Annotated in this window: 20 protein-coding genes; all 20 read left to right on the plus strand. The window is 65.4% G+C overall.

The features are described from left to right. Positions 1-118: 118 nt before the first annotated feature. The 20 genes from LT971_RS15845 to LT971_RS15940 all read left to right on the plus strand — a co-directional run bounded on the left by LT971_RS15845 (position 119) and on the right by LT971_RS15940 (position 15,836). Positions 119-343: a hypothetical protein gene (locus tag LT971_RS15845; RefSeq protein WP_237007922.1), complete on the plus strand. Its 225-nt coding sequence runs from the start codon at positions 119-121 to the stop codon at positions 341-343. A 74-nt stretch (positions 344-417) separates the two neighbouring features. Beyond that, entirely contained in the window at positions 418-723 is a 306-nt protein-coding gene (locus tag LT971_RS15850; protein WP_237007923.1) for a hypothetical protein, read from the plus strand. A 140-nt stretch (positions 724-863) separates the two neighbouring features. Further along, a complete protein-coding gene (locus tag LT971_RS15855; RefSeq protein ID WP_237007924.1) occupies positions 864-2,414 on the plus strand; it encodes a transcription initiation factor IIB in 1,551 nt (516 codons plus the stop codon). A 150-nt stretch (positions 2,415-2,564) separates the two neighbouring features. Continuing rightward, positions 2,565-2,978: a hypothetical protein gene (locus LT971_RS15860; protein ID WP_237007925.1), complete on the plus strand. Its 414-nt coding sequence runs from the start codon at positions 2,565-2,567 to the stop codon at positions 2,976-2,978. A gap of 101 nt (positions 2,979-3,079) precedes the next feature. Then, a complete protein-coding gene (locus LT971_RS15865) occupies positions 3,080-3,451 on the plus strand; it encodes a hypothetical protein (protein WP_237007926.1) in 372 nt (123 codons plus the stop codon). A gap of 160 nt (positions 3,452-3,611) precedes the next feature. Then, entirely contained in the window at positions 3,612-5,138 is a 1,527-nt protein-coding gene (locus tag LT971_RS15870) for a hypothetical protein (protein ID WP_237007927.1), read from the plus strand. 126 nt (positions 5,139-5,264) lie between these two features. Further along, positions 5,265-5,633, plus strand: a complete 369-nt coding sequence (locus tag LT971_RS15875) for a hypothetical protein (RefSeq protein WP_237007928.1) — start codon at positions 5,265-5,267, stop codon at positions 5,631-5,633. Positions 5,634-5,794: 161 nt separating this feature from the next. Next, positions 5,795-6,835, plus strand: a complete 1,041-nt coding sequence (locus LT971_RS15880; RefSeq protein ID WP_237007929.1) for a DNA N-6-adenine-methyltransferase — start codon at positions 5,795-5,797, stop codon at positions 6,833-6,835. Between the two features lie 67 nt (positions 6,836-6,902). Further along, on the plus strand, positions 6,903-7,745 hold the full coding sequence (locus LT971_RS15885; RefSeq protein WP_237007930.1) for a hypothetical protein: 843 nt from the start codon (positions 6,903-6,905) through the stop codon (positions 7,743-7,745). Between the two features lie 76 nt (positions 7,746-7,821). Continuing rightward, positions 7,822-8,010: a hypothetical protein gene (locus LT971_RS15890; protein WP_237007931.1), complete on the plus strand. Its 189-nt coding sequence runs from the start codon at positions 7,822-7,824 to the stop codon at positions 8,008-8,010. Next, the gene (locus LT971_RS15895; protein WP_237007932.1) at positions 8,007-8,279 is read left to right on the plus strand and encodes a hypothetical protein; all 273 of its coding nucleotides are present in this window, start codon (positions 8,007-8,009) and stop codon (positions 8,277-8,279) included. Before LT971_RS15890 ends, LT971_RS15895 begins: the two co-directional genes overlap by 4 nt. Next, positions 8,279-8,629, plus strand: coding sequence for a hypothetical protein (locus tag LT971_RS15900; RefSeq protein ID WP_237007933.1), 351 nt, complete (start codon positions 8,279-8,281; stop codon positions 8,627-8,629). The genes LT971_RS15895 and LT971_RS15900 overlap by 1 nt, the downstream gene beginning before the upstream one ends. 12 nt (positions 8,630-8,641) lie before the next feature. Next, entirely contained in the window at positions 8,642-9,562 is a 921-nt protein-coding gene (locus LT971_RS15905; RefSeq protein WP_237007934.1) for an Eco57I restriction-modification methylase domain-containing protein, read from the plus strand. 123 nt (positions 9,563-9,685) lie between these two features. Then, positions 9,686-9,952 carry a hypothetical protein gene (locus LT971_RS15910; protein WP_237007935.1) on the plus strand — a complete coding sequence of 89 codons (267 nt, stop codon included), beginning with the start codon at positions 9,686-9,688 and terminating at the stop codon, positions 9,950-9,952. After that, positions 9,952-10,341: a hypothetical protein gene (locus LT971_RS15915; protein ID WP_237007936.1), complete on the plus strand. Its 390-nt coding sequence runs from the start codon at positions 9,952-9,954 to the stop codon at positions 10,339-10,341. The genes LT971_RS15910 and LT971_RS15915 overlap by 1 nt, the downstream gene beginning before the upstream one ends. Then, positions 10,341-11,042: a zinc finger domain-containing protein gene (locus tag LT971_RS15920; protein ID WP_237007937.1), complete on the plus strand. Its 702-nt coding sequence runs from the start codon at positions 10,341-10,343 to the stop codon at positions 11,040-11,042. Before LT971_RS15915 ends, LT971_RS15920 begins: the two co-directional genes overlap by 1 nt. A gap of 73 nt (positions 11,043-11,115) precedes the next feature. Beyond that, the gene (locus LT971_RS15925) at positions 11,116-12,417 is read left to right on the plus strand and encodes a DNA cytosine methyltransferase (protein WP_237007938.1); all 1,302 of its coding nucleotides are present in this window, start codon (positions 11,116-11,118) and stop codon (positions 12,415-12,417) included. A 68-nt stretch (positions 12,418-12,485) separates the two neighbouring features. Further along, complete coding sequence (locus tag LT971_RS15930) at positions 12,486-12,929, plus strand: hypothetical protein (RefSeq protein WP_237007939.1); 444 nt, start codon at positions 12,486-12,488, stop codon at positions 12,927-12,929. Then, positions 12,926-14,365 carry a methyltransferase domain-containing protein gene (locus LT971_RS15935; protein WP_237007940.1) on the plus strand — a complete coding sequence of 480 codons (1,440 nt, stop codon included), beginning with the start codon at positions 12,926-12,928 and terminating at the stop codon, positions 14,363-14,365. The genes LT971_RS15930 and LT971_RS15935 overlap by 4 nt, the downstream gene beginning before the upstream one ends. A gap of 694 nt (positions 14,366-15,059) precedes the next feature. Continuing rightward, positions 15,060-15,836, plus strand: a complete 777-nt coding sequence (locus tag LT971_RS15940; RefSeq protein ID WP_237007941.1) for a hypothetical protein — start codon at positions 15,060-15,062, stop codon at positions 15,834-15,836. Positions 15,837-15,896: the final 60 nt, after the last annotated feature.

Below are 15,896 nucleotides of genomic sequence, written 5' to 3' on the forward strand. Positions count from 1 at the left end.
CGAGCGGTCGGCCTCATCTGAGGCCGGAATCTCCCCGATTTATCGGGGCTACGAGACTGTGGGTGGATACTTGCAGCCGGCATTTATCTGCCGGGCTGCCGTAGAGCGAGGTAACACCATGTCAGAGGCACGGTCCACCGACACCGTCGACGACGCAGGCCAGAGAGGCCGACAGAGTCACGGCGTCGTCTCGCTCGCGGTCTTGTTCGCCGCAGTGTTCGCGATCCCCGCTCTCGAGGCGGCGGGCTACGAACGCGCGTCGGCAGGTGTTGCGGCTGCAGTCGTCCTGGTCGGCGCGGTTTTCCTCACTCGGCGAGTTTGCGAGTTCGTAGCAACGTCGTAGCAATCCAACCGCCCATATACTACCGGCGCGGCTGTATGCAAAAACTTAAGTTAGCACGGTCCTTTCTAACGAATATGGCACGTTCCCCTACCGAAGGAGCCGCAGAACCCACAGAGAGCATCCTCGAAACCCTCCACATCCCAGACGTCTGGTCACGCAACCGCGAGGAAGAAGCTCGAGCAGAGATGCTCGCGATCTACGAGCACGACGAGAAACCGATTGATGTCGCGGTATCCGAGGAAGTCCAGCTTCCAGGCACGGCGTGGACGGTCGGCCTGGATTCAGAACCAGGGGCAGACGTCGAGGAGCGGTTTGCTGAGTGCGATGGCCGGAGAGAAGCCCTCCAGCGGGCGGAAGACTGGTTGAACGCCTACGAGTAAGGCGTTCCGAGTGCGTTTTCTCGGTGTTCTGATTCAATGCTTAGTGACAAATAATTACTTTGCGAGTATTGAGACTATATAAACGGCGGATTTATGTGCAAAAGAATTAAGTCGCTGACGTACCTCACCACCACCTGAACATGGCACGTTCCGAGACCCAGTCCCAGTCTGTTAACCTACAGGCCCGGGATGGAAACGACGGCAGTTCCGGTCGTCTCGTCGACGCCCAGACGGACCAGAACGGCGAAGAAACCACGTCTACCGGCGAGAAAACGCGCTCAGAGTGCGACGAGTGCGGTGGCGCCCTCGTAACCTACACAGACGAGGTCCGCTGCGGCGACTGTGGCCTCGTTCACGAAGAGCAGCGAGTCGACCACGGAGCAGAGTGGCGAGGCTGCATCGCCCGTTCCGAGGGTGAAACGGGGCAGAACCTCGTTCGGTGCAACGGCGGTTCCCGGAACCCGACTGTCCACGACCACGGACTCGGCTCCGAGATCGGCTACGACGGAGGGGGCAACGCGCAGCTCTCCCGGATGCGGAAAATGAACCAGCGCCACAAGTTCGAGAGCAAGGCCGAACGCAACCTGGGCTTCGCCTTCGGAGAGGTGAAACGCGTGACGTCCGCGCTGGACCTCGGCTACCAGGTCCAGGAACGCGCCTGCTCGATCCTCCGGAACGCACAGGAAGAGGGTGCGTTCAAAGGCGACACCATCGAGGAGCTCGTCGGCGGGAGCGTCTACGCTGCCTGTCGCGAACTCTCGCTCGCGCGCCTGCCTGAGGAAATTGCAGAGGTGCTCCGGTACACGGCCGCCGACACGCAGGGCGACTTCGGCGTGTCGAAGGCTATCCAGAACGCCTACGGGAAGCTCTGTCGGACGCTCGGCCTGGGTATTGCACCGCTGAAGCCAGCCGACCACATCCCCCGCGCAGCCCAGGAACTCGAGTTGGACAAAGAGACGCGGGCGTACGCGCTCACCCTCGCTCGCCACATCGAGGACGCAGAGGGGTTCGTCGGCACTGGCCGTTCTCCGAGTGGGATGGCCGCCGGCTGCATCTACTACGCGACGCAGCAGGTCGGCTCGTTCATCTCGCAGACGGAGGTCAGCGAGGCTGCCAACGTCTCCGCGAAGACCTCCCGAGACACCTACAAGGACCTCGACGAGCTCGATTCGCTCCCGCCCGCTCCCCAGCCTGACGAGGAAGAGTCCACGACCGAGTCGGCCAGCCCGGAGCCGGCGTCGACGAGCTCGTCGGTCGAGGCCGACCAGGTCGAAGCCGAGTCTGTCGAGCCAGCGCCAGCCGCAACCGAGACGGCGGGCGCGGGTGCCACAGACCTTCAGGTCGAGGACGGCCAGGCGGCGTCCGTCCCCTCGGAGGCCACGACCTCCGCAAGCAACTCTGTGGTGGCACAGGCCGACGAGTCGACAGCCACAGCCTCCCCACACGGGGGCGATCAGGAGATGGGGTACATCCAGGAGGAGCTTCCTGGACCTCGGGACGACGTCGACGTCGAAGCAGACCCGCCCATGAAGGAGGAACCACGGGAGGGTTCGCCCCCGTCTGCCGACGAGGTCAGCCATCGCGGTGCGAGCACAGAACAGACCTATCTCTGGGAGTACGACACGAGACGGTCGGTGTCGCCGGAGTCTGATTCCAGTCCAGACGCAACGGTGGCTGGTGCGGATACCTAGCCGCGGTAGGGCGTCGGGACAAGCGGCATCTGGGCCCGAGAGGTTGGCATCGGTGTTGAGAGCCCCTACTGAGGAGCCCGAACCGCAACACAACATACCCGGCGTATTTGTATGCAAAGGCTTAAGTCAGTGGGGCCCTTTCCTTCGCATATGGCACGTTCCGAGACAGATTCCACAACCGAGGCGTCGAACGACCACAACCACCGTCCGGGGACATTCGCCCGCCTGGCCCCAGAGTCGGAGATAGTCTGCATCGTCGATACCCCAGATGCCACTGCCGGCGACTACGAGATCGACGAGCTCGCCGGACGGACGGTCGCGGAGGCGAACGCAGACAACCCCCAGGTCTCCCCGGAGGACGACGTGGTCGAGGTCGTGTTCCCGAGCTCGGTCAACTACTATGCGGAGTCACTGAACCGGCTGGACGGGTGGACGCCCAGTTCGCTCGCCGGGATGCAGGTGGCCGGGTCTCTGGAGGAGACGCCGGTGACGGTGTACGCCTACCCGGCGTCGCTGATCGAGCCGACCCCCGCGAACGTGGGCGGCCAGGAGACTTCCCGGTGAGCGCGTAATGAACGGGAGTCGACTGCAGTCCATAGCGGCGGCTCTGCCGGGAGTCCAGGACGGCGAGCGCAGCGGTCGCAGGGGTGGGAGGTGACCGCCAGATGCCGCCCTCTGACGACGAGGACTCCGAGCGCCCTCCCGAGAGTGGCCGGCTGGACCCCGAGGAGCTCGTCACGTACACGGGTGGAGACTACGTGCGGGTCAGCACGGAGGACACCGATGCAGAGGTCTCCCGAGCGGAGCACGACGTCGGCGACGGCGATCTCTACTGTGTCACGCAGGTCGCGTATCGGAGCGAGATTCCGGACCTCGTCGTGAAGCCGGTGTCAGCGGTGGGCGAGTGGCCGGAGGAGGATGTGCCGTCGTTCGTGATCCTGGCGACGGAGTACGGTGTGGCGCTCGCGAAGGAGGGGGATGCGGTGCTCGAGTTCGTCCAGCCCGTCGACGAGCTCACCCTGGTCGAGACCGAGTAGCCACACCACTGCTATCATCCCGGCGTTACTGTATGCAAAAAGGTTAAGTGTGGGCGGTCCCTTACCACAAAACAGACGATGGCACCCAAGACCCCCACCGAGACGCGACCCATTCCCGCATACGACCAGACTGCCCGGACGCGGCACCACTAACAGCGCCATGTCGCTCTCAGCATTCCTCGGAGACGACGGCGCCGCCAACACAACGGCTCCGGACGCACAGCCGACCGCCGCGCAGGCCACGAGCCCGACGGCTGGGTCGGCTGTCGGCGAGCTCGCCCCGGGCGACGTGGTATTCTTCAGCCACCAGCATGTCCACGCGCTGCTCCGCGAGGCAGGCGACTACTCCGACGACGCGGCCGACGCCCCTCTCCGACCGGTTCGCATGGACATCGAGTGGCTGGACGGTTACTCGGTCGGCGGCCGGACCCGTAACGTCCGCCGCGAGGACCTCGAGGCGCTCGCGGCTGACGGCAAGGTCCGCCTCATCGCCGAAGGGGTCGCCAACCGACACTCCCGCTGGGCGGCGACGGGAGCCCGCCACCCCGACCAACACGCGCAGGACCAGCCAGTCGAGCCGAAGCCCCGGGTACGAGCAGACAAGACGACCTTCACCCGGGAGTTTTCCCGTGACCGCGTGAACGGGTTTCTCCGGCATCCTGTCGTCGACCACAAACACGGCCGAGTGGCGAAGGCCAAGGCGATGTTCACGGCACGACGGCCGGACGACGAACTCTCCGCGGTCGCGACCGTGAACGTCCCAAACGCTCGGCAGGCCTGCGACCGCCACACCGTCGAGATCACGCGGTACGCGAGCCATCCTGAGGACGCCGTCGACCGAGATGCCCTCCCGAACAACACCGGGACGCGGATGCTCGCCCGAATCTATGAGTGGGCCGCCCTGGAAGGGTTCGAGAACGTCCGTGCCCTGGCTGGCACCGACGGCAATGACGGCGGCATCTATCAGGGCGCGAACTTCCAGAACGACGGCACAGCGTGCTCGACAGGGTCGCACAACCGAAATGGCCGGTCGAACCACGACCACACTCGCGAGCTCACGAGGTACCTCCGGTCGGTCGACGTCGACGGGGAGGACGGTTCCCCGGGCGTTCCCCGCCGGGTCGAGGGACGGCTTGGCAACGGGCCCGGCGGCACGGTGACGGCCCAGGCGGGCCTGGCGTCGTTCTCCGGGTACGACGGGGACGCACGGCCGGCCGAGTTCGGTTTCGTCCGCGAGGATGTCACGGACACCAAGTTCGCACGGGACGACGCTCACGCGCCGTACAGCGGGCGAGCACGCGACCTCTTCGCGGCCGAGGGGCGAGACGGTGCCCGGGAGGCGCTGGCCGGCGAGGCGACCGGGCGCGGTCGGTACGCGCCGGCAGCCGTGTTCGGGGCCGACGTGGACGGGACGCTGGTGGCGGCGCTGGCGGTCACGGGCAACCCGCGGTCGCCGTACAGCGAGGCCCGGGTGCTCGAGTACGCGAGTCGAGAGACGGCGTTCCCCGGCGCGACAGCCCGGTGGTTGCTGACGCGAGCACGCGACTGGGCGGAGTTGGAGGGGTACGACGTGATGGCGGTCCCGGAGGGTGTGTTCTCCGCGACGGACGGTGTCCAGTCGTCTCTCCCCGCTGGTCTGGGGTTCGAGGCGGTCGAGGGTGGAGGCTACCGGATGCTGTTCGGCTAACGGAACCCGCCCACACACCCGGCGCGTTAGTATGCAAAAGCTTAAGTCGGGCCGGTCCCTTACGTTCGAGTGTACGATGGCTCAACTCCAAGACGACAACCGACCGCGCCTGCACGGAGGCCAGAAATGAACACGACCGCCGACCCCTCGGCCGACTTCGGGCTTCAGGGAGGTGCCTACATGACGCGACGAGAGCTCGTCGACACCGCCCCACGCCCCGAGGAGATGGTCGCGCAGATGGGGATTGAGGTCGGGGATGTCATCCAGGACACGGAGGATGGGGTCTGCCACGTCGTTACCGACTTCTCCAACTACGGCGAGCATGGGTCTATCCTGTTGGACTCCCCGACGGCGTCGAACGTCGACGAGCTCGAGGAGGGCGGGATTTCAGCGACCCTCACTGACTACTACGCGAAGTGGCGGCGAGGCACCCTCATCCAGCGCGCTCACTGGGAAAACTGGCCGACCACGGTAACGGGCGCGGGCAGCCACTGACTGCCAGAATCGTCGACGGTTTCACCGCAGCGGGGTGGCCGTGGCCGCGGTGTTCTCGTCCAGTTCCGCTTCTGGCGAACCGCCCACCCCACGGCAATATACCCGGCGCGTTAGTATGCAAAAGCTTTAATTCGCCCCGGTCCCTTACGTTCGAGTGTACGATGGCCCACTCCGACGACCACAGCCCGACCGCGCAGGACGCAGCCGCCGGCGACAGCGACCAGGAAGCGTTCGGCGGCATGAACCTCGCCGACGCCCGCGCCGACGACCGCGCCGAAAAGGAACGCGACTCCCGACCCACGCCAGTCCCGCTCGCCCGCGAGCTCAAGCGCGCCGTCGGCGGCACCTTCGACGTCGACCCGTGTTCCGGCTGCGAGCCGATGCCGATAGCCGAAACGCGGTACACGGCGGCAGACGACGGTCTCTCCGACCGTTCCCCCTGGTACGGGAGCGTGTTCGTGAACCCGCCGTACTCCAACATCGAACCGTGGGCAGCGAAGGCCGTCCGTTCGACCGAGCGGGGCGACGCGGACCACGTCGTCATGCTCATCCCATCCTACTCGGCATCCTCTGGCTGGTTCCACGAGCACGCCAGCAGCGCCGAATACCTCTGTGTGATAGACGGCCGCCTGAAGTTCCACGGCGCGGACTCAAGCGCCCCGTTCGCGTCGCTACTCGTCGTGTTCGCGGCGGACTCCGCGGACGTGCCCGAGTCACTGCTGGCGACGCTGGAGCAGCGCGGGGAAGTCTGGGGCGCTGAAGAGATTGAAGCCCACCACGAGCAGGCTGGCTTCGGCCAGTTCCTCGCGGAGGGGAAGGCCCAGGACGTCGAAGCCGCTGAGGGCCAGCAGGCAACGCCGGACCATCCCCGTGACCCGCCGCTGGCAGGGCTGGCTGTTGGCGACCTCGTCAGCGTTCAGTACGACGACCAGGCAATCGGGTTCCCCTCGGACTTGGAGGCAACCCCGACGCTCCGTGTGCTGACGGGCCAGGAGCGCAACGGTCGCGTGGAGGTTCTCTGCCTCGCGCCGGACGTGCCCTGGAACGAGGGCGAGCAGTACCACCTTCTGTCCTACGCGCAGGACGACCCGTTCGAGGTTCGGGCGGCCGTCGAGGACTCCGGCTGGCAACACCTGCCCCTGAAGAACGTGACTCCGGTCGCAGAGACGGGCGGGGTCGCCCCCGCTGACTCGCACGCCTAACTATCCGGCGTATTGGTATGCAAAAAGCTTAAGCTAGAGCGGTCCTTTGTCTCGGGTAGACCCGACGATGGCACGTACCACCGAGCTCGAGACCCGCGACGGCGACCGAATCACGACCGACACGCCCGCCGGCACCGAAATCGAGATAACCTACAACGGCTCGCGAGGCTCCCGCACCGTTACCGCATACGTCACCCAGGGGTTCGACCCGTACCCAAACACGGACCAGCTATCCAGTCTCAGGGTGTACGCGGCCGAACCCGATGCCCGCCACGCCAGATTCCTGAACTTCAGCGTCAGTGAGAACGGCCCGCGCTGTCTCGAGGCCATCCAGAATCTCGGTCTCATCGAGGAGGTGGCCCTCACCGGAGAAGTGAACGAGACCTACGCAGCGTTCGGGGACTTCTACGCCTCGAGAGAGGGCGACGTGGTCCGGCTGAATGGCGACACCTACACTGTCATCGACGCGAACCAGAAGCGGAACCGCACTCTGGCTGACGTTGACGGCAATCGGGAGAAGGTCTCCGCGAGACCCACGGGCCTCTCCTACACCTACACGAACGAGCGCGAGGACACGGCTATCGACGAGTACGAGCGTACGGGAGAACGGAACATCAACGCAGACGCGGACATGGTGTTCGCAGCGATTGAGGGCTACGGGCACGACCACGACCAGGGGAAGGTCGAGGCAGTGGAGATCGACGGGGCCCGGTACGAAGTCGTGTTCCGCAACGATGCGGAGGAGAACGGGATTCGGCTTTCTGACGGAGATGTAGGGCGAGACCACCGCGACTACAACACCATCCTGAAGGCAGACCCTCTCGGTCTGCGGCTTACGACGGCGCTCTGGGGCGAGACTGAACGGCAACGAATCTCGGTGGAGGACGTGACGCTACTCAGGGGGCAGTAACCCCGAATAGTTTGCCGGCGTGTCTGTATGCAAAAGCCTTAAGTCAAACCGGTCCCTTGTATCGAGTAGACGCAAAATGGCACGTTCCGACGACCTCGAAAACCTCAACGATGAGGAACTGATCGAGAAGTACAACGACGTCATTGACGAAGGTGTCGCGCTCGGAAGCCGCCGCATGAGCATCGGCCCGGCAGTGATGAAGGCCGGCCCCATCAAGCGCGAGCTCCGCAGTCGAGACATCGACCCCCAGGAGGCGAAGCGATGACCGATTCCCGCACCCTCCGCCTGGTGAAGGTCACGGAGGTTGCAGAGGACCCGGACCACCGGAACTGCGACCGCTGCAACTACGGGACGCCTGCGGACCGGCGGTTCCTGCTCGCCGTCGACGAACAGGATGCGGCCGACCAGTACGACCCGGACCAGGAACGCGAGGGGCAGACGGGCCTCTGCGGGAGCTGTGTCGTCGACCACATCCGAGAACACGAGATGGTCGTCACGGAGGCGACCGACGCCGTCGGCGAGGGGGTGGCCTGATGGCCTACTCTCCCCCTTCGGCGGTAGACGTCGAGACGGCGCCGGAAAGTGTCGTAGCGGACCCGGAGGACCCGCCGGCCGAGACTGTGGTTCGAATCCTCGCGAGCATCGGGGAGTCTGAAAGCCCACAGGTCCTGGCTGTTGAGACAAGCCAGTCAGGGAAGACAGCGACCATCGGACGGAACTCGGGCCCACAGCACCGTCTCGATGCCTCTACGCTCTTCGCTGGTGAGCGAATCGAGCGTGGCGGCTACTGGTACGAACTATACACCCCAGAGCGGTTTACAGAGCTACTCGGGTCGGAGCGCAACGCGGGCGACCTCCCCGAGCCCACCCACCGGCCTGCCTGAATACCTCCACCAATGCCAGCAGAGAACGGCTACGTTCCCACGCCCGAACCGGCGGCCGAATACGCGGTCGGTGATCTCTTCGAGGTCGAACGCCCCGGCTCGCCGAGCTCGCCGCGGCTGCTACTGCCGGGCTTAGGGACGGGCAACCTCTACGACGCTGTTGTCCGGTACTGCACCCCAGGCGAGGGGCACCGCGACCATCGGAAGGCGGACTATCCGGTTCCCGACTGCGTCGGTGTGGAGAACGACCCGAACAACGTGGGCGCGTTCGAGATGACCCACCCCGACCACGACGTCGACGTCCAGCAAGCGGACTTTCTCTTGAACCCGCCGCAGGGCCCGTTCGACTGGGTGTTGGCGAACCCGCCGTACACACGGTATAGCCGCCTCAACACGGAGAAACGGACAGCGTACGGTGAGAAGTTCGAGACGGCCGAGGGGAAGTTCCCGGTGTTCGCGCCGTTCGTCGAGCAGGCCCTGGAGCTACTGAAGCCCGACGGGTGGGCTACATTCATCCTGCCGGTGCAGGCGCTTACCGTCAGCGTGTGTGAGCCTCTTCAGGACCTCCTTGCCGGCCGTCGTCTCGGTCGGATCGCCCTGCTACCCGAGCCGACGTTTGACCGGCAAGTCCAGACGATTGTGGTCACTCTGAAGAATACCGCGAATGAGCCCCGTGAGGAGCCGTTTTGGATAGAACGGCCGTATTTCTGGGACTGTGCGATGGAGCGGTATCTCGAGGGCGTCGGAGTCGATGACGTCGAGGAGGCCGACCAGAGGTACGAGCGCGAATTTGCGGCCCGGAAGGCGGAGTTACGGGGGAGCACTGGAAGGGCGATGTTGGAATGGATGAAGGAACCGACGCACTCGGATGCGGGGGACCAGGTGGCGGACTCGTCGACGAGCATGGAGACGACTCTGGACCAGTTCGTCTAGCTGGGTCTGCCGGCAATATTCTACCGGCGGACTTGTGTGCAAAAGCCTTAAGTCGAACCAGTCCCTTACCTCTGAGTGTACGATGGCACCAGAACCCAGCCCCACGGCGGAGGTGGCGGCCGCATGAGCGGCACCCAACAGGACCTCACGGAATCGGCCACAGACGCCCGGCATCGAGGCGACGTGACCGCACTGGACGCCTGGTTCGCAGACGACCTCCCGAGTGTCGACCAGGCCCTCGCATTCGCCGAGTTCGTCGTCCTGGGGATGGACGCCCAACATTTCGCTGACTACGACATCGGTTGCAGCTACCTTCAGGCGTTCGAGGAATACTACACCGCCGAACTGCCCCGCACAACCGGCCAGACGAACCTCGAGAGGTGGGTTTGATGCCGAAGATCGACGAATCCGTCCTTGACCTCGTCGAGGCCAACCCCAGCGAATGGGTCATCCGAGTCGACGGGTACTACGGGCGTCATGGTCGCGTCGACGGCGAGACGCCACGGTGGTACTTCCAGAGAGGAGCCGCGGGGACCTGGTACTACATCACCGACTCCCCGACCGGTCAGACCCGGCGAACGGGGACCTCTCGATGGGACTTGGAGCCAGCGACCCTGAACAAGACCAGCGAGCGCTGCCGGGTAGGCGAACTCGTCCACATTTCGTGCGTTCGCGAAGATGTCCAGATGTGGGCGGCCGGGTTCCGTCCCGGGTTCGAGGAGATGGATGAACTCCGAGAGAGCGGCGGGAAGCAGGAAGACCTCGCGGGGTGGGTGTGATGTCGGGGTTTTTCCAGCACGTCGACCTCCCGGAGACGACTTGCGGTTTCGGCGAGGATCACGCGCTTGATGGGCCGGACGTCCGCGTGATGCGGTCGGGAGCCGGTCACTTCATCCTCGCCTGCACCTGTTCAGAAGAGTCGCTGTCGCAGGTGACCGAGCCCGAATATCCCAGCCAGCACCGCGTCGGGACGCTGTCGGAGTCGGCCGGGCCTGAGGAACCGACGCGACGCCACATCGGGTCGCTGTCGACCGCAACCGAGCCACGGCACCGGACGGAGCAGCATATCGGGTTCATCAACGGGAAATGGCCGACCTCAGAGCAGTGGCTGGCGCTAGACGACCTAACGGACGGGTGGTATGACGAGCGGCCTCACGTCCCCGTCGACGACCCCGAGCACGTCGGGACACCCGCACAGCTACGTAGCGGCATGCGCGAGAAGATCGAGGACCTCGCGGACACGCAGGACTCGAACAAATCCGGTGGGGCGGACAGAGAAGACGAGAAGGCGCGGCAGGTGCCGTGTCCATCGTGCGGTGCGGGGGTTGGACGGAAGTGCCAGCGTCCGGGCGGGCACCGGGTTCGGAAATCGCACGTCGACCGGAAGGATGCTGCGCGGGAGGCTGGAATCCTCGAGTCCGAGCAGGAGGAGCCGGAGACGCCGGGGGAGCAGGCGAGCATCGGGCAGTGGTCGGCATAAGCTTCTACAACATACCCGGCTCGCTTGTATGCAAAAGTCTTAATACGGCACGGTCCCTTGTATCGAGTGTACGATGGCCCGTTCCTCAACCCACCTTCCGGCGGTCCCGCACCCGGCCGGAGAGACCACGGTCGAAACCGACGCCGGCGAGAAGCGAGTCCCGACTGCAATCGAGATGCCGAGCGGATGCGGCGGAGGCTCCCTCGGGATGCAGCACATCGGCTACAACGTCCTCGCGGGCTTCGACATCGACATCGCCGCGTGGTACTCCTACCACGGGAATCTCCACGGTACGGAGGCGGTCAACCACGACATGACGGACGTCGACCCGAACATCGTCGCCCGTCTCGCCGCCGAGCACGACCCCGAGTACACTATCGAGGCAGAGGGGGCCCGGCCAAAGATTCCCCGTGAGGACTACGCCGAGATCGGGCCGGAGGGCCCGGGCGTCATCGACATGGCGCTGTTCGGGACGCCTTGTCAGGACGCGTCGATGGCGGGCAAGAAGCAGCGTGACGGCGAGCGGAACGAGCTCCTGTTTACTGCGACCGAGTGGGTCGACGAGCTCGCGCCGGGCGTGGTGGTGATGGAGAACGTCCCGGGCCTGAAGAAGAACCACGAGAACCTCCACAGCGCCGTCGAGGAGTCGCTCCGTGAGGCAGGGCCCGGCTATCAGGTGTCGACGGTCATCCTGACGGCAGCGGACTACGGAGTGCCGCAGCGCCGTGACAGGCTGTTCATTCTCGGCGTGCGTGAGGACCTTCCGACCCCGGACCAGTGGGAGCCGACGCCGTCGTGTGCGGTGGAGCCCCAGCAGACACTCACCGGCCGCCGGCTCGAGGGCTACGAAACCGCCGGCGCGGCTCTGGGTGACCTCCCGGACCCGCTTCCGCCGCAGCCCCCGGCCGAGGACCCCGTCCATATGGTGTCGCGGGCGGACGAGAACCGCGTCATCCCGGATACCGTCCCTCAGTTCGTCGACGTCGAGGACCGGTCGGTGCGGATGCCGCCGAACCACGTTGAGGCCGACCATTCGGACGAGTACCGCGAGGAGAAGGCAGACCTTCCGCTCGGGTATCCGGGGCAGCCGGCGACTGACCGGCGGTTGGACCCCGGGGAGGCTGCGCCGACGATGACGGTCTCGCAGGGGACGCCGCCGTGGCACTACGCGGGGCGTGCGCCGTCGAAGCCGGAGGCGTCCACCGAGCGGGTGCGTCGCATGACGGTTCGAGAGGTGGCGCGGATTCAGGGGTTCCCGGATTCGTTCACGTTCAGCGGGACGAAGGCCGAGCAGTTCCGGCAGGTGGGGAACGCGATTCCGCCGCTGCTGGCGGCCCACATCACGAGCCACCTCGGGTCGACCTCGCTGTACTAACCTAATTCAATATACCCGGCGGTATTGTATGCAAAAGACTTAATTCTGGGCGGTCCTTCTATCCAGACATGACGGAGCGTTCCACCCAACTCACCGAGTGGGCACAACTCGCCGACTACACCGTCGACGCGAACCCCGAGGACCACACCGCCGACATCGAGCAGGACGGCCACACGGTCACCGTCATGCTCGCGGACCTCCTAGCGATGCAGGACGACCTCCCGGACCCGAGCGAGGCAGACGCCAGTATCAGCACGTCGTGGCAGTCTACCGCCCGCGGCCTACAGTACCGCCTCCCGGGGTTTCAGGCGCTCACCGAGGACAACGACCGCCGTCCCCAGCTTCAAATCCGCGGGGAAGACGACCGCGTGACCGACACCGTCTCAATCCTCATCTCCGACCTCGCCGACCTCGTCGACGCCTGCCCCCTACCCCCGGCGTCCGAGGACAACACGTCCACGGCCACCGCCAGCCCGTCGGCTAACTCCACGGAGACCCCCCAGACGGCATGACCCGGCCCGTCCCGCTCTTCCGCGCCCCCGAACTGGTAACGCTCATCCAGCCGGGGCCACTGACGGACGACCCCGGTGCTCACGGCGACTACCTCGAGCAGCACATCGGCGGCGCCGTGTTCATCATCGGTCGCGACCCCGGTCGCGTGGCCCGACTCGGAGCGTTCGCCGCCGCGTCCCCCGCCGTCGACCGCGTCGAAACGTGCATCAACGACACCGGGAACGACGCCCAGATTCGAGACCACGACCTCGGCATCCCCGCCGGCGAGACTTTCGACACCATCATCTACAGCAAGGAAACGACATCGTGGTTCGGGCGGTCGAACGACTACCAGCGGCTTACGCCCCACCTCGCGCCGGGAGGAACGCTGCTGACGAAGAGCAAGTGGGTCCCGGATAGCAACCGCGTCCGACTTGATGAAATCGCTGTCGCCGGCGCGTTCGACTTCCACCACCCAGAGGTCTACCTCCGGTACACGAAGACGAAGACCCAGTCCTCCCTGACGGACGGAGCCTTCGGCGGGGTGGAATCCGCAGCGACCGGCCCCGGTCGAGACTACGCGCCCCGCGACCAGGCGGTCAGAGTCCAGGGCTTCGAGTCCCAATTCCCCGAGGACGCTCGGAAGACGGAGTTCACGCCGGGGTGGTCGTGGCACAGCCGCCTCACCGACCACGTCGAGAGCGAGCTCGTCGACGTCGACGGCACGGTGGCGAACCTCTGTTGTGGGTCGAGCACGCTCGGTGACGTTCGCGTCGACAAGCTCACCCAGTACCAGGACGACGAGGAGACCAAGGAGACGGCGGCCACCCACCGCGCTGATGCGACTGCCCTTCCCTTCGACAACGACCAGTTTGGCGCTGTTGTCACCGACCCGCCCTGGAAAATCGCCCCAGACACCCGTGCCCGGCTGTTCAGCGAAGCCGTCCGCGTGGTCGAGCCAGGCGGCCAGGTGGTCCAGAACTCTTGGTGGATACCCCACCATCCCTACGCGGACCTCACCTCACTCCGGCCGGTCGTCGCGAACGTGACCGACGACTCCCTCGGCGGTCCGGGCGGTCTGTCGTTCCTCTCCACGTTCACGGTCGGCCAGCAGCCGGACCTCGGCGAGGCGACGTACACGCTCGCCGACCACCTGGATGTCGTCGGTGTCGACCGTCTCGATGCGTACCGGGAATGGCGGCATCCTCAGCCAACCGCACAGCCGGCGCTAGACCCCCGGTTCGTCGCACACCCCGAGTACACCTGCGCCCACTGCGGACACAGGACGTTAACGCCGAGGAACCACGAACGAGAGACCCCCGTCTACGAGTGTACGCGGTGCGGGTATCGGAACCTCGCGGGTGAGGTCGAGGTCGAGGCCGACGACGTCCAGGACGCCGCGGCCGACGACCGCCAGAGCTCGCCAGCAGCGAGTCGGCCTTCCGGCGTTCCGTAATCCTCTCGTCTTCCACGTCACGCCGTTTACCACGCCTCTCTCCCCTCATAGCGGGGCTTCCGAGGGTATTATAGGGGTGGCAGAATTATTTTCAGATGCCCCCACCGGGGAGCACCCACAGTACGTGGCCTGATGGCCACGACCGGCCACGCTTAGTCACCGTGGCCGACGTGAAAGCCGAATCCTCCATTTGGTCGTGGTGGGATTCGGGACAGCCCACATCACCTTGGTCGGTATCTGGGCAACTTCACCGGCTCGCCGAACTCGGTGGGAAGCTGGAGTCCCCCCTCAGGGGGACGCCTTTTCCGAAGAACCGTCGTGCCTTACAGCGATACGGCCGCCGTTCTTGTCGCTGCCTGGGGAGGAATTAACTACCCCCGGGGCGATGGAATCTAACACAGACACCCGATACCGACCAATGGACTCCGGTGAATTTCGAGGCCGTACGCCGTCCGGCGACCCGTCCACCGGCGACCACCCTGAGAGTCAGGAGAAACCGGCTGCTGACCACAGCCAGGACTCCTGTACCATCGTCTGCCGATACGACCAGGATGGAGTCGCCGCACAACGACGGGAAGTCAGCAACGGGTCACTTCCGACGAGAGCATCCGGCGAGCTCGCCGCGCCAGTGACCTTCGCCCCGAGCAGCGCCAGCGTTCGCGGACACTTCCGGTTCTGCGTTCACAACGCTCAGATGGACGCCCTCTCCGAGTACCTCGATGCACTCGGGAAGGTCGAGGCTGTTCAAAGGCTTGAGGCGACGGACGGATATTTCACGGTCGCTGGCCGCTCAGAAGCAACGGCTGGAACCAACCTCAGCACGTTCCGAGACCGCGTAACCGACCGAATCCTGACCTCCCCCGCTCGCGAGACGACTCAGTCCAAGGCGGGACAGGCAGCTTTCATCGCACACGGCGCGGGTGACACCATCACAAACGTGGTTGTCGTCGTCGCGCCGTCGTCGAGGGGGAACATCCAGATCGCGGGCGGTGTTCTACTCTCCGAGACGTGCTCGTCTATACCCGGGCTGCTTGCGGCCGCGAACGACCTCCCGGTCGACGTCACCAGACCGAAGCCAGTCAGCCCGACGACAACCGCGCTGGAGGACCACAACGCCCTGAAATGGATTACACACGTAATTGAGTCCTCGGACTACTCGGCGCTCAGTAGTGAGGCACCCGAGGAGGCCGTGGTGCCGAATCCCTACTATGCAAGAGCCGACCAGCTAGCCCGCGATCTCGGCTACGCCCCGTCCAGGGTCACGCCGGAGGACATGGCGAAGTGTCGGTCGGTCGCGTCGGTCCGATTCATCCGCGTCCATGCTGACAGTGACCAGGACGACGGTCGAGGGAGTGGCCACGACGGCAGCGGTGGGTCGGCGTCGTTCGAGCTCACCGACTGGTCGCCAGTCCTGCCGTTCGGGACGGCGCTGAACGTGTCTCTCTCTGTCGACTCCGGAGTGCTCGGATAGGCCGGAGAAGAACGGTTCCGCGTTAGTCAGTGCTCGCCTTCGGCTTCTTCTTCCTCTTCG

Source organism: Halobacterium rubrum (genome assembly GCF_021729015.1).
Classification (GTDB): Archaea; Halobacteriota; Halobacteria; order Halobacteriales; family Halobacteriaceae; genus Halobacterium; species Halobacterium rubrum.

Bases quoted from the DNA above. Each gene is read 5' to 3' on its own strand.
- LT971_RS15845 (WP_237007922.1), top strand. From the start codon at position 119: ATGTCAGAGGCACGGTCCACCGACACCGTCGACGACGCAGGCCAGAGA.
- LT971_RS15850 (WP_237007923.1), top strand. From the start codon at position 418: ATGGCACGTTCCCCTACCGAAGGAGCCGCAGAACCCACAGAGAGCATC.
- LT971_RS15855 (WP_237007924.1), top strand. From the start codon at position 864: ATGGCACGTTCCGAGACCCAGTCCCAGTCTGTTAACCTACAGGCCCGG.
- LT971_RS15860 (WP_237007925.1), top strand. From the start codon at position 2,565: ATGGCACGTTCCGAGACAGATTCCACAACCGAGGCGTCGAACGACCAC.
- LT971_RS15865 (WP_237007926.1), top strand. From the start codon at position 3,080: ATGCCGCCCTCTGACGACGAGGACTCCGAGCGCCCTCCCGAGAGTGGC.
- LT971_RS15870 (WP_237007927.1), top strand. From the start codon at position 3,612: ATGTCGCTCTCAGCATTCCTCGGAGACGACGGCGCCGCCAACACAACG.
- LT971_RS15875 (WP_237007928.1), top strand. From the start codon at position 5,265: ATGAACACGACCGCCGACCCCTCGGCCGACTTCGGGCTTCAGGGAGGT.
- LT971_RS15880 (WP_237007929.1), top strand. From the start codon at position 5,795: ATGGCCCACTCCGACGACCACAGCCCGACCGCGCAGGACGCAGCCGCC.
- LT971_RS15885 (WP_237007930.1), top strand. From the start codon at position 6,903: ATGGCACGTACCACCGAGCTCGAGACCCGCGACGGCGACCGAATCACG.
- LT971_RS15890 (WP_237007931.1), top strand. From the start codon at position 7,822: ATGGCACGTTCCGACGACCTCGAAAACCTCAACGATGAGGAACTGATC.
- LT971_RS15895 (WP_237007932.1), top strand. From the start codon at position 8,007: ATGACCGATTCCCGCACCCTCCGCCTGGTGAAGGTCACGGAGGTTGCA.
- LT971_RS15900 (WP_237007933.1), top strand. From the start codon at position 8,279: ATGGCCTACTCTCCCCCTTCGGCGGTAGACGTCGAGACGGCGCCGGAA.
- LT971_RS15905 (WP_237007934.1), top strand. From the start codon at position 8,642: ATGCCAGCAGAGAACGGCTACGTTCCCACGCCCGAACCGGCGGCCGAA.
- LT971_RS15910 (WP_237007935.1), top strand. From the start codon at position 9,686: ATGAGCGGCACCCAACAGGACCTCACGGAATCGGCCACAGACGCCCGG.
- LT971_RS15915 (WP_237007936.1), top strand. From the start codon at position 9,952: ATGCCGAAGATCGACGAATCCGTCCTTGACCTCGTCGAGGCCAACCCC.
- LT971_RS15920 (WP_237007937.1), top strand. From the start codon at position 10,341: ATGTCGGGGTTTTTCCAGCACGTCGACCTCCCGGAGACGACTTGCGGT.
- LT971_RS15925 (WP_237007938.1), top strand. From the start codon at position 11,116: ATGGCCCGTTCCTCAACCCACCTTCCGGCGGTCCCGCACCCGGCCGGA.
- LT971_RS15930 (WP_237007939.1), top strand. From the start codon at position 12,486: ATGACGGAGCGTTCCACCCAACTCACCGAGTGGGCACAACTCGCCGAC.
- LT971_RS15935 (WP_237007940.1), top strand. From the start codon at position 12,926: ATGACCCGGCCCGTCCCGCTCTTCCGCGCCCCCGAACTGGTAACGCTC.
- LT971_RS15940 (WP_237007941.1), top strand. From the start codon at position 15,060: ATGGACGCCCTCTCCGAGTACCTCGATGCACTCGGGAAGGTCGAGGCT.